Genomic DNA, 13,177 nt, shown 5'->3' with positions numbered 1-13,177 from the left:
GGGCAGATCCAAAACACCGAGTTGATGCAATCGCGGGCAAGCCCGGCTCCCACACACCGCGCTTTTAAGGCAGGATACGACTACCGCGTCACCTGCATCGCTCAACATAAAAAACACAGGGGCTCTTCATGACTATTTCCGTATTCCGTCGCACGTTACTGGTTGGCACATTGGGGCTGGCGCTTGGCGCCGGGTGGCTCGGTCAGGCAGTTGCTGGCGAGCAGTTGGACAACATCAAGAAAGCCGGCGAAATCAAGATTGGCCTGGAAGGCACCTACCCGCCGTTCAGCTTCGTCGATGAAAGCGGCAAGCTCAGCGGTTTCGAGGTCGAGTTGTCCGAAGCGCTGGCCAAGAAGCTGGGCGTCAAGGTCAAGCTGCAAGCCACGCCGTGGGATGGCATCCTCGCCGCCCTGGAATCCAAGCGCCTGGACGCGGTCGTCAACCAGGTGACCATCTCCGATGCGCGCAAGGAAAAGTATGACTTCTCCAAGCCTTACACCGTCTCCGGGATCCAGGCGCTGACCCTGGCGAAGAACGTCGACACCATCAAGACCGCCGACGACCTGGCCGGCAAGAAAATCGGTGTGGGCCTGGGCACCAACTACGAACAATGGCTCAAGGAAAACCAACCGAAAGCCATCGTCAAAACCTACAACGATGACCCAACCAAGTTCCAGGACCTGCGCATCGGCCGTGTCGACGCCATCCTGATCGACCGCCTCGCCGCGCTGGAATACGCCAAGAAAGCCAAGGACACCGCCGCCGCAGGTGCTGCGTTCTCCCGTCAGGAAGCCGGTATTGCCCTGCGCAAAGGCGAGCCTGAACTGCTGGCCGCGGTGAACAAGGCTCTGGACGAACTGCGCGCCGACGGTACCTTGAAGAAGCTGTCCGAGAAGTACTTCAACGCTGACGTTACTCAATAATGGAAGCAGGTTTCCAACTCGCGCTGGACTCCGCGCCCTTTCTGCTCAAGGGCGCGTACTTCACGGTCATCCTTAGCCTCGGCGGGATGTTTTTCGGCTTGCTGCTGGGCTTCGGCCTGGCCTTGATGCGCCTGTCGCGCTTCAAGCTGTTGAGCTGGACCGCCCGCGTCTACGTGTCGTTCTTTCGCGGCACGCCCTTGCTGGTACAGCTGTTCCTGATCTACTACGGCTTGCCGCAAGTGGGCATCGAGCTGGATCCGATCCCGGCGGCCATGATCGGCTTCTCGCTGAACATGGCTGCTTATGCCTGTGAAATCCTGCGTGCCGCCATCGGTTCCATCGAGCGCGGCCAGTGGGAAGCTGCGGCCAGTATCGGCATGACCCGTGCGCAGACCCTGCGCCGGGCCATCCTGCCGCAGGCCATGCGCACGGCCTTGCCGCCGCTGGGCAACAGCTTTATTTCCCTGGTCAAGGACACTGCCCTGGCCGCCACCATCCAGGTTCCGGAGCTGTTCCGCCAGGCGCAATTGGTCTCGGCCCGTACCTTCGAAATTTTCACCATGTATCTGTCCGCCGCCTTGATCTACTGGATTCTTGCCAGCGTCCTGGCGCACGTGCAAAACCGCCTGGAAGCACGAGTCAACCGGCATGACCTGGAGTCTTGAAGCATGATCGTGGTTGAAAAACTGACCAAACAATTCAAGGGTCAGGTGGTGCTTAACGGGATCGACCTTGAGGTCAAGGAAGGCGAAGTCGTCGCCATCATCGGCCCCAGCGGTTCCGGCAAGACCACCTTGCTGCGCTGCCTGAATTTCCTCGAAGAACCCACCAGTGGCCGAATCAAGGTCGGTGACATCGAGATCGACAGCAGCCGCCCGCTCAACCAACAGCAAAGCCTGGTGCGGCGCCTGCGCCAGCACGTGGGTTTTGTGTTCCAGAACTTCAACCTGTTCCCGCACCGCACGGCCCTGGAGAACGTCATCGAAGGCCCGATCGTGGTCAAGAAGATGCCCCGGACCGCCGCAGATGCCCTGGGCCGCAAGCTATTGGCCCGGGTCGGCCTGGCAGGCAAGGAAGACGCCTACCCACGCCGCCTCTCCGGTGGGCAGCAGCAACGGGTGGCCATTGCCCGGGCCCTGGCGATGGAGCCGGAGGTGATCCTGTTCGATGAGCCGACTTCGGCCCTGGACCCGGAGCTGGTAGGCGAAGTGCTGGCGACCATTCGCAGCCTCGCGGAAGAAAACCGCACCATGGTCATCGTGACCCACGAAATGAGTTTCGCCCGGGATGTGGCCAACCGGGTGATCTTCTTCGACAAGGGCGTCATTGTTGAACAAGGCGAAGCCAAGACGCTGTTTGCCAACCCGAAAGAAGAACGTACCCGGCAGTTTCTCAGCAAGTTCATCAACAACTAACTTGCGCCGATTTATTGTAAGAAGCTTCGCTTTATAGAGTTGCCGAAAGGCAACTCGCCTCTTTAGTGTTTTTGGGGAAACACCCTTTATTCATTGGGTAAAAGTCACTCTGAAGCACGCACTTGCAGCGCCCTCCCAGTAAGACCCTTCTGAATATTCCATAACCCCCTGTTTGCCCCGCCCAGCCTCTTGACGCCAACTAACCAAGCCTCTTATCTAACGCCCAGAGGATTGGATCCATTCTGGTTTTTTATTAAATCGTTTCTTTCGGACTACGTCGCCTGCCCGCGCCTGATGTCCGGAACGATTGCTGCTGGCTGCACCAAGGAGATTATTTATGAAGCGTATTTCCACCCAGGCGCTGCTCACTGCCCCGACCTTGCCCCAGGCCCATCGAGAAGGCATCAATGCCCTCGCTGCGACAAACCTGCAGGTCGATATCGCGCCTTACTGCGGCATGGACGAGGGCGACCTGATCGAGTTGTTCTGGAACAACTGCTTTGCCGCCTCCCGGCGCATCACCGCCGGCAAGATCGGCATGCCCACCAGCCTGCGAGTGCCGGAGAGCTTTGTGCAAAATGGCCCGGCACGGATTCATTACCGGGTCATGCAGGTTGGCCACGGCCCGGCGCGTTCGGCCATTACCCGGGTGCAGGTCAAGACCGACTACCCCGGCGGCATGCCCTCGGCACTGAGCCTTGATGAAAACCAGAACCTGGCCGCCGTCAGCCTGCCCGAGACCATCCGTCGCCATGGCGTCAACAGCAGCCAGATCCGCCGTGGCGTGCCCCTGACCATCGAGCCGTACCTGAACATGGCGACCGATGACGAGATCACCCTGCGCTGGGGTGACGTGCGCCTGGACCTGCCGAGCATCCAGGCTGGCGATGTGGGCAAGGCGGTGCAGGTGTGGGTGCCGTCGGCCATCATTGTCGAGGCCGGGGACGACCATCGCCTCGAAGTGACCTACTGCATTCTCGACCGGGTCGGCAACAATTCAAGCTGGGCGCCAGCCCGCATCCTGCGCATCGCCGCGCTCGCTCCCCAGGCCCCGACCAGCCCCGCCAGGGCCCCGCTGGCCTACCAACCCCGTCGCCCCGGCTCGCCTTGTGAACCGGGGTGACAGACCTTCTATGCATATTCCTAAAAGTTAGTTTATTAAAAAATTTAACACGCTTAGGGTATATGCACCGGACCACCGGACATTCCTGATTTTTTTATCTTTTCAACGGATGTGAGGTAGGTATGGTCAAAATTACCCCGGTGCGTAACGCCAGGGCATTGCGTGCAGCCAAGGAGCGGCGCTGATGTCTAACTTGGCACAAACACCCCCCCAGAGTGATCTGGACGTTGCCCCGCTGTTGTTGCCCGCCAAAGTGCTGCGCAACGACGCCGAGGCCCTGAGCGCCGCCCACGAGCTGGCACAGGCCGCGCGCCTGCAAGCGGCCAGGCGCGATCAGCAACGCAAACTGCCCTGGGCTGAAATCGAACACTTCACCCGCAGCGGCCTGGGCAGTATTTCCATTCCCCGTGAGTACGGCGGCCCGCAGGTGTCCTTCGTGACCCTGGCCGAGGTGTTCGCGATCATCAGCGCGGCCGACCCGGCGCTGGGGCAAATCCCGCAGAACCATTTCGGCATCCTGCACGTGCTGCAAGGTGCGGCCAGCGAGCGCCAGAAAAAGCAGCTGTTCCAGAGCGTGCTGGACGGCTGGCGCATCGGCAACGGCGGCCCGGAACGCGGTACCAAAAACACCCTGGACCTCAAGTCACGCATCACCGCCGAAGGTGACGGCTACGTCGTCAGTGGCCAGAAGTTCTACTCCACTGGCGCGCTGTTCGCCCATTGGGTGGCGGTCAAGGCCTTGAACGATGACGGCAAAGTCGTCATGGCGTTCGTGCGCCGTGGCACCGAAGGCCTGCGTATTGTCGATGACTGGTCAGGCTTTGGCCAACGCACCACCGCCAGCGGCACAGTGCTGCTGGATCAAGTGGCGGTGGACGCCGAACTGGTGGTGGAAACCTGGCGACTCGGCGAAACACCGGGCATCCAGGGTGCAGTCTCGCAATTGATCCAGGCGGCCATCGACGCCGGCATCGCCCGTGGCGCGATCGACGACACCATCAGCTTTGTACGCGAACGCTCGCGGCCATGGATCGACGCCAAGGTCGAACGGGCCAGCGATGACCTGTATGTGATCGCCGATATCGGCAAGCTGAAGATCGAACTGCACGCCGCTGAAGCCCTGCTGCGCAAGGCCGGCCAGGTACTGGACCAAGTCAGCGCCGCGCCGATCACCGCGCAGTCCGCCGCACGCGCCTCGATTGCCGTGGCCGAAGCCAAGGTGCTGACCACCGAGATTTCCCTGCTCGCCAGCGAAAAGCTGTTCGAACTGGCCGGCAGCCGCGCGACCCTCGCCGAATTCAACCTCGATCGCCACTGGCGCAACGCCCGGGTGCACACCCTGCACGACCCGGTGCGCTGGAAGTACCACGCGGTGGGCGCTTACCACCTCAACGGCACTTTGCCTGCCCGGCATTCCTGGATTTAACGACCAGACCTCTGGAGAAACCTATGACCCTTTCTCATCACGTCGCGGTTATTACCAGCGATGAACAAGCCCTCATTGTCGCCAGCGACCTGGCCGAAGACTTCCGCCGCGACAGCGCCTTGCGTGACCGTGAACGCCGCCTGCCCTTGCCTGAGCTGGACGTGTTTTCCCGCTCCGGCCTGTGGGGCATCAGCGTACCCAAGGAGTTCGGTGGTGCCGGCGTTTCCAACGTCACCCTGGCCAAGGTCACGGCACTGATTGCCCAGGCGGATGCGTCCCTGGGGCAGATCCCGCAGAACCATTTTTATGCCCTCGAAGTGCTGCGGGTGAACGGCAGCCCGGCGCAGCAAAAACGCCTGTACGCCGAAGTGCTCGCCGGCCAGCGCTTCGGCAATGCCCTGGCAGAACTGGGCACCAAGACCGCCCACGACCGCATCACCAAGATCACCCGCGACGGTGACGGTTTCCGTATCACCGGCCGCAAGTTCTACTCGACCGGCGCGATCTACGCCCAACGTATTCCCACGTCCGTGGTGGACGAAAACGGTGTGCAGCAACTGGCCTTTGTCACCCGTGACAGCGAGGGCCTGAGTGTGATCGACGACTGGAGCGGCTTCGGCCAGCGCACCACTGGCAGCGGTTCGGTGGTATTCGATAACGTGTGGGTCGCGGCCCAGGACGTGATCCCGTTCCAGAGTGCCTTCGAGCGCCCGACCACTGTCGGCCCGCTGGCGCAGATCCTTCACGCCGCCATCGACACCGGCATTGCCCGCGCAGCCTATGAAGATGCCCTGCACTTCGTGCGCACCAAGACCCGGCCGTGGATCGATGCCACCAGCGACAAGGCCACCGAAGATCCGCTGACCCTGAAAAGCTTCGGCCACTTGAGCATCCGCCTGCACGCCACCGAAGCCCTGCTGGAACGCTCAGGCGAATTCCTCGACCGCGCCCAGGCCGACAGCAATGCCGACACCGTCGCGGCCGCATCCATCGCGGTCGCCGAAGTGCGCGCCCTCAGCACCGAGATTTCCCTGGCGGCCGGCAGCACCCTGTTCGAACTCGCCGGCAGCCAGGCGACCCTCGCCGAACACGGCCTGGACCGCCACTGGCGCAACGCCCGGGTGCACACCCTGCACGACCCGGTGCGCTGGAAGTACTTTGCTGTGGGCAATTACTACCTCAACGATGAAAACCCGCCACTGCGGGGGACTATCTGATGGCGAAGAAAAAGATCCTGCTCAATGCCTTCAACATGAACTGCATCGGGCACATCAACCACGGCCTGTGGACCCATCCACGGGACAACTCGACCCAGTACAAAACCATCGAGTACTGGACCGAACTGGCGCAGTTGCTGGAACGCGGACTGTTCGACGGGCTGTTCATCGCCGACATCGTCGGCGTGTATGACGTCTACCAGAACTCGGTGGACGTGCCGCTCAAGGAGGCGATCCAGCTGCCGGTCAACGACCCGTTGCTGCTGGTCTCGGCCATGGCGGCGGTGACCAAAAACCTTGGCTTCGGCCTGACCGCCAACCTCACCTACGAACCGCCGTATCTGTTCGCCCGGCGCATGTCGACCCTCGACCACCTGAGCCGTGGCCGGGTGGGCTGGAACATCGTCACCGGCTACCTCGACAGCGCCGCCAAGGCCATGGGCCTGACCGAGCAGGTCGAGCACGACCGGCGCTACGACCAGGCCGACGAATACCTGGAGGTGCTCTACAAACTCTGGGAAGGCAGCTGGGAAAACGACGCGGTGATCAACGATCCGCAGGCGCGGGTGTATGCCCAGCCGGAGAAGGTGCACAAGGTCGAGCACAAGGGCGAGTTCTATCAGGTGGAGGGTTATCACCTGTGCGAGCCGTCGCCGCAACGCACGCCAGTGCTGTTCCAGGCGGGCAGCTCCGACCGTGGACTGCTGTTTGCCGGGCGTCACGCCGAGTGCGTGTTCATCAGCGGGCAGAACAAGGCCTCGACCAAGATCCAGGTGGACAAGGTGCGCGCCAGCGCCGTGGAAGCCGGGCGTAACCCGGACGACATCAAGGTGTTCATGGGCCTGAACGTGATTGTCGGCGCCACCGAAGAAGCCGCATGGGCCAAGCACGCCGAGTACCTGAGCTACGCCAGTGCGGAAGCCGGCGTGGCGCATTTCTCGGCCTCTACGGCGATTGATTTTTCACAGTACGAAATCGACGAACCGATCCAGTACGTGAAGAGCAACGCCATCCAGTCCGCGACCAAGAACCTGCAGAACAATGACTGGACCCGGCGCAAGTTGCTTGAGCAACACGCTCTTGGCGGGCGCTACATCACCCTGGTGGGTTCGCCGGCACAGGTGGCGGATGAACTTGAATCATGGATCAGCGAAACCGGCCTGGATGGCTTCAACCTGACGCGCATCGTCACCCCGGAAAGCTACGTCGACTTTATCGAACTGGTGGTGCCGGAGCTGCAGCGCCGGGGCTCGTACAAGACCGCGTATGAGACCGGGACGTTGCGGGAGAAAGTCTTCCACCACTCGGCGCACTTACCTGAACAACACACCGGCTCCACCTACCGCCACTGAACCAAAATGTGGGAGCGGGCTTGCTCGCGAAAGCGCTGTATCAGTCGCCGGATGCATTCACTGACACACCGCTTTCGCGAGCAAGCCCGCTCCCACAGTTGACCGAGTTGTTTGCACTCACACCTTATGACTGGAAATCCACTATGAAAAAAACATTGCTCAGCCACCCAGTCAAAGCACTGGCGCTCGCCCTCGGATTGTTCAGCTCGGCGGTATTCGCCGCTGACGCACCGTTGAAAGTCGGCACCACCGCCGCCTTCGCCATTCCACTGGAGGCCGCCGTCGAAGAGGCCGGCAAACAGGGTTTGAAAGTCGAACTGGTGGAATTCACCGACTGGATCGCACCCAACGTCAGCCTGGCAGCCGGCGATATCGACGTGAACTACTTCCAGCACATCCCGTTTTTGGAAAACGCCAAGGCCGCTGCGGGCTTTGACCTGGTGCCGTACGCGCCGGGCATCATCAACAACGTCGGGCTGTATTCGAAGAAGTACAAGAGCATCAACGACCTGCCCCAGGGCGCCAGCGTGGCGATTGCCAACGACCCGATCAACAGTGGTCGCGGCCTGCAACTGCTGGCCAAGGCCGGCTTGATCACGCTCAAGCCGGGCGTGGGCTACAAGGCCACTGAAGAAGACATCGTCACCAACCCGAAGAAGATCAAGATCCTGCAAGTGGAGGCGGTGCAACTGGTGCGCGCTTATGACGACGCCGACCTGGTGCAGGGCTACCCGGCGTATATCCGCCTGTCCAAGACCTTCGATGCCGAGTCGGCGCTGCTGTTCGACGGCCTCGACCATCCGGAATATGTGATCCAGTTCGTGGTCCAGCCCAAGAGCAAAACCGACCCGCGGGTGATCAAGTTCGTCGACATCTACCAGCACTCGCCGGTGGTGCGCGCCGCGTTGGATAAATCCCTTGGCAAGCTCTACCAAGTCGGCTGGGAAGATAAAAAATGACCGCCGCCCACTCTCAACTGCGCGACCTGGGCTTGCCGCCCAGGGACGCCGAGCAGACAGAACTGCACCCGGACCTGAACCGCGCGCACGTGCGCTTTATCAACCTGGGCAAGACCTATGACGGCCAATCCGTGCCCGCCCTGCAAGGCATCGACCTGGCGATCCAGCGCGGCGAAGTCTTCGGCATCATCGGCCGCAGCGGCGCCGGCAAGTCGTCGCTGATCCGCACCATCAACCGCCTGGAACAACCGAGCAGCGGCCGGGTATTGATTGACCAGGTGGACATCGGCGACTTCGACGAAGACCGCCTGGTCGCCCTGCGCCGACGCATCGGCATGATCTTCCAGCACTTCAACCTGATGTCGGCCAAGACCGTATGGCAGAACGTCGAACTGCCGTTGAAAGTCGCAGGCGTGCCCAAGGAGCAGCGCGAGAAGAAGGTGCGTGAACTGCTGGAATTGGTCGGTTTGCAGGATAAGCACCAGGCTTACCCGGCCCAGCTGTCCGGCGGGCAGAAACAGCGGGTGGGCATCGCCCGCTCACTGGTGCATGACCCACAGATTCTGTTGTGCGACGAAGCCACTTCGGCGCTCGACCCTGAGACCACGCAATCCATCCTCGGCCTGCTGCGGGAGATCAACAAACGCCTGGGCCTGACCATCGTGCTGATCACCCACGAAATGGCCGTGATTCGCGAAATCTGCGACCGCGTGGTGGTGCTGGAACACGGCCATGTGGTCGAGCAAGGTCCGGTGTGGGAAGTGTTCGGCAACCCGCAGCATGAGGTCAGTAAAACCCTGCTGGCGCCGCTGCAACATGGCCTGCCTGAAGAGTTGCAAAGCCGCCTGCAGGCCAATCCGACCTCAAAGGACGCCGCCGTGGTGCTGCGCTTGCAACTGACTGGCAGTGCCGAAGACGAACCCGATCTTGCTGCGTTGTTCAGCGCCCTCGGCGGGCGCGTGCGCTTGCTGCAAGGCGGTGTGGAACGCATCCAGGGCCACGCCTTGGGGCAATTGCTGCTGGCGGTGAGCGGCTCGTCCCTGACCGCCGAAGAACTGCGCAGCCGCGCCGGGCGCTGGGCACAACAGGTGGAGGTGCTGGGCTATGTGGTTTGATCGTTTATTGCAGGGCGCCATCGACACACTGTTGATGGTCGGAGTGTCGTCGTTGATTGCATTGCTGGTGGGGATTCCGCTGGCGGTGTTCCTGGTGACCAGCGACAAGGGCGGCATCTATCAGGCGCCTGCCTTGAATCGGGTGCTGGGGGCGTTCGTTAACCTGTTCCGCTCGATCCCGTTTTTGATTTTGATGGTGGCGCTGATTCCGTTCACCCGGTTGATCGTCGGCACCACCTATGGCGTGTGGGCGGCGGTGGTGCCGTTGACCATCGCGGCCACGCCGTTTTTTGCGCGGATCGCCGAAGTCAGCTTGCGCGAAGTCGATCACGGCTTGATCGAGGCGGCGCAGGCCATGGGTTGCCGGCGCTGGCATATCGTCTGGCATGTGCTGCTGCCGGAGGCGCTGCCGGGGATTGTCGGCGGGTTCACGATTACCCTGGTGACGATGATCAACTCCTCGGCCATGGCCGGGGCAATTGGCGCCGGTGGGCTGGGGGATATTGCCTATCGCTATGGCTATCAGCGTTTTGACACGCAGATCATGCTCACCGTGATTGTGCTGCTGGTGATCCTGGTAGCCGTGATTCAGTTGGGCGGCGATCGGTTGGCCAGGGTTCTGAACAAGAGGTGAGGTATAGTCGGGCCATCTCAGCGCCCGGTATAACCTGCCATGAAACTCGCCCCCGACGACCTCGACCAGATCACCTCCACCACCCTTGGCCACTACAACAAAGTGGCCGAGGATTTTCGTGAAGGCACCCGCGATCACGATGTGAGCCAGAACATTGATGCGTTGCTGCGGCATATCCAGGGCGACGCACCGTTTACCGTGCTGGACTTCGGCTGCGGGCCGGGGCGGGATTTGCAGACGTTTACCCGCATGGGCCACATCGCGGTGGGGCTCGATGGTTCGGAGCGCTTTGCACAGATGGCCCGGGAAGACAGCGGCTGTGAAGTGCTGCAACAGGACTTCCTGAAGCTGGATTTGCCGGCCGGCCGTTTCGACGGGATCTTCGCCAATGCGGTGCTGTTTCATATTCCCAAGCAGGAACTGCCGCGCATTCTTGGGCAGTTGCATGGGGCGTTGAAGGTCGGTGGAGTGTTGTTCAGCTCAAACCCTCGAGGTGAAAACCAGGAGGGCTGGAATGGGCCGCGGTATGGCTCGTATCACGACTTGCAGGCGTGGCAGGAATTGCTGACGGCTGCGGGGTTTGTGGAGCTGGAGCATTACTACCGGCCAGCGGGATTGCCTCGGGAACAACAGCCGTGGCTGGCAAGTGTGTGGCGCAAGCTGTAGGTCTTTGTTGTTTGGGCTTACGCCTTCGCGAGCAAGCCCGCTCCCACATTTTGGAATGCATTCCCCTGTGGGAGCGGGCTTGCTCGCGAAGGACTCACAGCCGCCACTCATCCACCTGATACACCACAGCCTGGGCGCCAGGTACAAAAGCCGTAATACGCCCCTCAGCAAAATTCGCCACCAACCGCGTCCCATCGGCAAACGTGGTCTGCTGCACCTGTTTATCTTCGGTCAGCCAGCGAAAATCGGTCATCGCCTGAGTCGCCAACCGCTCATGCAGCGGCCGGAAGAACGCGTCCTGGCGCTGAATCACCGGCAAGCGCTGCTTCACCGTCGCCGCACTCAGGTGATACAGCGGCGGCACGTTGTAGAGCAGTTGCGTCAGCTCGTTTTCGGCCCGCACGTTGCTCAGTTTCAGGCTGTCGAACAGCCAATGGTGGGTGGTGATCACCGAGCCATGGAACACCGCCTGATACAGCGGCAGGCGCATCGTCGGGTCAAAGTAGATCGTGCGAAACGGCTCTTTCAACGGCACCGACTTGAAGAACACCGCCGGCTGTTCCGGCGGGTACCAGGCCCCGACGTAATACGGCGACTGCCTGTCCTTGGTCATCTCACGATCACCCCAGCCCAGCACCGGCGTTTGCATGCCGTGGGCAAACAGGATGCCTCGGGCGGTGATCGCGTTGCCGTCCTCGGAACCTGCCGGCAACTTCAGCGCCGTATTGATCCAGCGGGCCGCATCGATATTGCCTTCGGCATTTTGTGCCTGGGTCATGCTCGCACCCGTGCGATAGCTGTCGAACAACATGCTGGTGGCATAGGCGTCGAGGAACCAGGCGTTGAACCCGGACTTGGCCTGCACCGCCTTGATCCGCGCCTCCAGCAACGGCCGCACGCAGCGCGGGTCGGTGTAGTGGCCGGACTTCTGGAAGCCTGTCTTGAGCTGGCCGCCCTTCAACACGATCGCGCACTCGCCATAGGCCTTGCTGCCCAGGTGCGCGGTGGTCCAGTCGGGATTTTCAGTGGCCGACAGTGCCGTTTCATAAGAGTCGTAGGGCGCCATCAGGTAACCGGCTTCGACCCCGGTCTTCACCGCCTCAGGATGCCAGAGCCCGCCTTCCCAGCCTTCGCCCTGGGTCACCAGCAAGCGTTTGAGGCCAGCGCCTTTCAATGCATTGGTGACCGACAAGGTATTGCCCCAGGTCTCGGGCGTTGCGCTCAATGCACCGGCAAAGGCCACGGCCAACTCACGACGCAGCGCACCATAACCGTCAGCGAGTTGGGTCATATTCGGCTCGGTGGAGGGCTGCCAGCTTTGCCGGGCCTTTGTGTTGATCGCCGCGTTCAGGCCGCGCAGCAAGACAGCCTGCTCATACGGTTGCTTGACCTGCCGAACCTGCGCAGCCTCTTTGTCCAGCAAGCCATTCAATTCAGCCGCCAAGCCTTTGCCGCTGCGTAGCAGCTTGAGCAGTTGCGGCCAGTCGCGCACATCCCCCGGAGCCAGCAGATCATTGCCCCACAGGTAGATATGGCTGGCGCCCAGCAGCTTTTCCGCTTCCGGGGTTTGCCGCAACTTGTCCGCCAACGGTTCAAACAGCCCCTGCTCCACCAGCCACTGGTGATAACGCTTGGCGCCGGCCAGCGGGTCGCTTTCGCCCAGGTGCAACAGAACGGTCATCGGTGCCGCGGGGTCCAGCGTGGTGAATTCATGGAAGGCGGACAACGCCAGTCCTTTGCCGTCGGCCTGCCAGTGCAGACGGTTGTTGTAAGGATTGGTCATCAGCCAGTTGAGGGTAAACGCGCCGTGATCCACGCCCCACAGCGGCAAGCTGAGGTCCTGGGTGGTGTTGACGTCGCCCTGTTCCAGCAGGAAGTCCTGCCACACACCATTGCCCGCCGGCACGTAATGCCCTTCGGCCAGGGGCCAGATCAGGCCCTTGCCCATGGCGCTGGCGGGTTGGCGCAGGATCGCCAACTCACCGGCATCACGGGCGGTAATCGTCAGGGCAAGATCCCGTTGCTCGAGGGTGGCGCTCAGGCGATAGGCGCCATCGTCCCATTGCCAACTGGCCTGACGGGTGCTTTGGGAGAGCTGGTTGACCCTGTGCGCAGGGCCTCCGCTTGAAGCCTGCACGGCGGTCTTGTCGCTGGGGAAAACGTGGATCGCAAGGGTCGCCGGGTCGATCTCAACCCGCCACAGGGCGTTCTCCAGCACCGTGCCGGCAAGGGCCACGGGCGACAGTAACAAGCTACAAACCAGCAGGAAACAACGCATGGGGCAGGCCTTGGCAAAGGATCAGGCCCGGAGGGTAAAACAATTGATCGGGTGCGAAGGGCAAAAAAA

12 protein-coding genes are annotated in these 13,177 nt (G+C 61.6%); 11 read left to right on the top strand and 1 reads right to left on the bottom strand.

What is annotated here, in order from left to right; genetic code table 11:
* The first annotated feature begins 128 nt into the window (after window positions 1-128).
* The 11 genes from tcyJ to HX818_RS26445 all read left to right on the top strand — a co-directional run bounded on the left by tcyJ (window position 129) and on the right by HX818_RS26445 (window position 10,830).
* Window positions 129-923 (top strand): cystine ABC transporter substrate-binding protein, encoded by a 795-nt coding sequence (gene tcyJ / locus HX818_RS26495; RefSeq protein ID WP_003211859.1) that lies wholly within the window; start codon window positions 129-131, stop codon window positions 921-923.
* Window positions 923-1,588, top strand: coding sequence for a cystine ABC transporter permease (tcyL, locus tag HX818_RS26490; protein WP_003211857.1), 666 nt, complete (start codon window positions 923-925; stop codon window positions 1,586-1,588). Before tcyJ ends, tcyL begins: the two co-directional genes overlap by 1 nt.
* 3 nt (window positions 1,589-1,591) lie before the next feature.
* A complete protein-coding gene (tcyN, locus tag HX818_RS26485) occupies window positions 1,592-2,338 on the top strand; it encodes an L-cystine ABC transporter ATP-binding protein TcyN (RefSeq protein WP_177021018.1) in 747 nt (248 codons plus the stop codon).
* Between the two features lie 337 nt (window positions 2,339-2,675).
* Complete coding sequence (locus HX818_RS26480; RefSeq protein WP_003211852.1) at window positions 2,676-3,461, top strand: hypothetical protein; 786 nt, start codon at window positions 2,676-2,678, stop codon at window positions 3,459-3,461.
* A gap of 184 nt (window positions 3,462-3,645) precedes the next feature.
* Window positions 3,646-4,887: an SfnB family sulfur acquisition oxidoreductase gene (locus HX818_RS26475; RefSeq protein ID WP_008435817.1), complete on the top strand. Its 1,242-nt coding sequence runs from the start codon at window positions 3,646-3,648 to the stop codon at window positions 4,885-4,887.
* Between the two features lie 23 nt (window positions 4,888-4,910).
* Window positions 4,911-6,104, top strand: a complete 1,194-nt coding sequence (locus tag HX818_RS26470) for an SfnB family sulfur acquisition oxidoreductase (protein WP_008435819.1) — start codon at window positions 4,911-4,913, stop codon at window positions 6,102-6,104.
* A complete protein-coding gene (locus HX818_RS26465; RefSeq protein ID WP_003211846.1) occupies window positions 6,104-7,456 on the top strand; it encodes an LLM class flavin-dependent oxidoreductase in 1,353 nt (450 codons plus the stop codon). The genes HX818_RS26470 and HX818_RS26465 overlap by 1 nt, the downstream gene beginning before the upstream one ends.
* Before the next feature lie 143 nt (window positions 7,457-7,599).
* Window positions 7,600-8,415, top strand: a complete 816-nt coding sequence (locus HX818_RS26460) for a MetQ/NlpA family ABC transporter substrate-binding protein (RefSeq protein ID WP_003211844.1) — start codon at window positions 7,600-7,602, stop codon at window positions 8,413-8,415.
* A complete protein-coding gene (locus tag HX818_RS26455) occupies window positions 8,412-9,530 on the top strand; it encodes a methionine ABC transporter ATP-binding protein (RefSeq protein WP_102367883.1) in 1,119 nt (372 codons plus the stop codon). Before HX818_RS26460 ends, HX818_RS26455 begins: the two co-directional genes overlap by 4 nt.
* A complete protein-coding gene (locus HX818_RS26450) occupies window positions 9,520-10,164 on the top strand; it encodes a methionine ABC transporter permease (protein WP_003211840.1) in 645 nt (214 codons plus the stop codon). The genes HX818_RS26455 and HX818_RS26450 overlap by 11 nt, the downstream gene beginning before the upstream one ends.
* Window positions 10,165-10,203: 39 nt before the next feature.
* A complete protein-coding gene (locus HX818_RS26445; protein WP_177021017.1) occupies window positions 10,204-10,830 on the top strand; it encodes a bifunctional 2-polyprenyl-6-hydroxyphenol methylase/3-demethylubiquinol 3-O-methyltransferase UbiG in 627 nt (208 codons plus the stop codon).
* Between the two features lie 94 nt (window positions 10,831-10,924).
* Here HX818_RS26445 and HX818_RS26440 read toward each other — a convergent pair whose 3' ends face one another.
* A complete protein-coding gene (locus tag HX818_RS26440) occupies window positions 10,925-13,108 on the bottom strand; it encodes a glycoside hydrolase (protein ID WP_177021016.1) in 2,184 nt (727 codons plus the stop codon).
* Window positions 13,109-13,177: the final 69 nt, after the last annotated feature.

Source organism: Pseudomonas sp. F9001 (assembly GCF_013385435.1).
Lineage (GTDB): Bacteria > Pseudomonadota > Gammaproteobacteria > Pseudomonadales > Pseudomonadaceae > Aquipseudomonas.
Note: the sequence above shows the minus strand (reverse complement) of the source record. Positions and strands in the feature narration are given on the sequence as shown.

Bases quoted from the DNA above. Each gene is read 5' to 3' on its own strand.
- HX818_RS26460 (WP_003211844.1), top strand. From the start codon at position 7,600: ATGAAAAAAACATTGCTCAGCCACCCAGTCAAAGCACTGGCGCTCGCC.
- HX818_RS26470 (WP_008435819.1), top strand. From the start codon at position 4,911: ATGACCCTTTCTCATCACGTCGCGGTTATTACCAGCGATGAACAAGCC.
- HX818_RS26480 (WP_003211852.1), top strand. From the start codon at position 2,676: ATGAAGCGTATTTCCACCCAGGCGCTGCTCACTGCCCCGACCTTGCCC.
- HX818_RS26440 (WP_177021016.1), bottom strand. From the start codon at position 13,108: ATGCGTTGTTTCCTGCTGGTTTGTAGCTTGTTACTGTCGCCCGTGGCC.
- HX818_RS26455 (WP_102367883.1), top strand. From the start codon at position 8,412: ATGACCGCCGCCCACTCTCAACTGCGCGACCTGGGCTTGCCGCCCAGG.
- tcyL (WP_003211857.1), top strand. From the start codon at position 923: ATGGAAGCAGGTTTCCAACTCGCGCTGGACTCCGCGCCCTTTCTGCTC.
- HX818_RS26475 (WP_008435817.1), top strand. From the start codon at position 3,646: ATGTCTAACTTGGCACAAACACCCCCCCAGAGTGATCTGGACGTTGCC.
- tcyN (WP_177021018.1), top strand. From the start codon at position 1,592: ATGATCGTGGTTGAAAAACTGACCAAACAATTCAAGGGTCAGGTGGTG.
- HX818_RS26450 (WP_003211840.1), top strand. From the start codon at position 9,520: ATGTGGTTTGATCGTTTATTGCAGGGCGCCATCGACACACTGTTGATG.
- HX818_RS26465 (WP_003211846.1), top strand. From the start codon at position 6,104: ATGGCGAAGAAAAAGATCCTGCTCAATGCCTTCAACATGAACTGCATC.
- tcyJ (WP_003211859.1), top strand. From the start codon at position 129: ATGACTATTTCCGTATTCCGTCGCACGTTACTGGTTGGCACATTGGGG.
- HX818_RS26445 (WP_177021017.1), top strand. From the start codon at position 10,204: ATGAAACTCGCCCCCGACGACCTCGACCAGATCACCTCCACCACCCTT.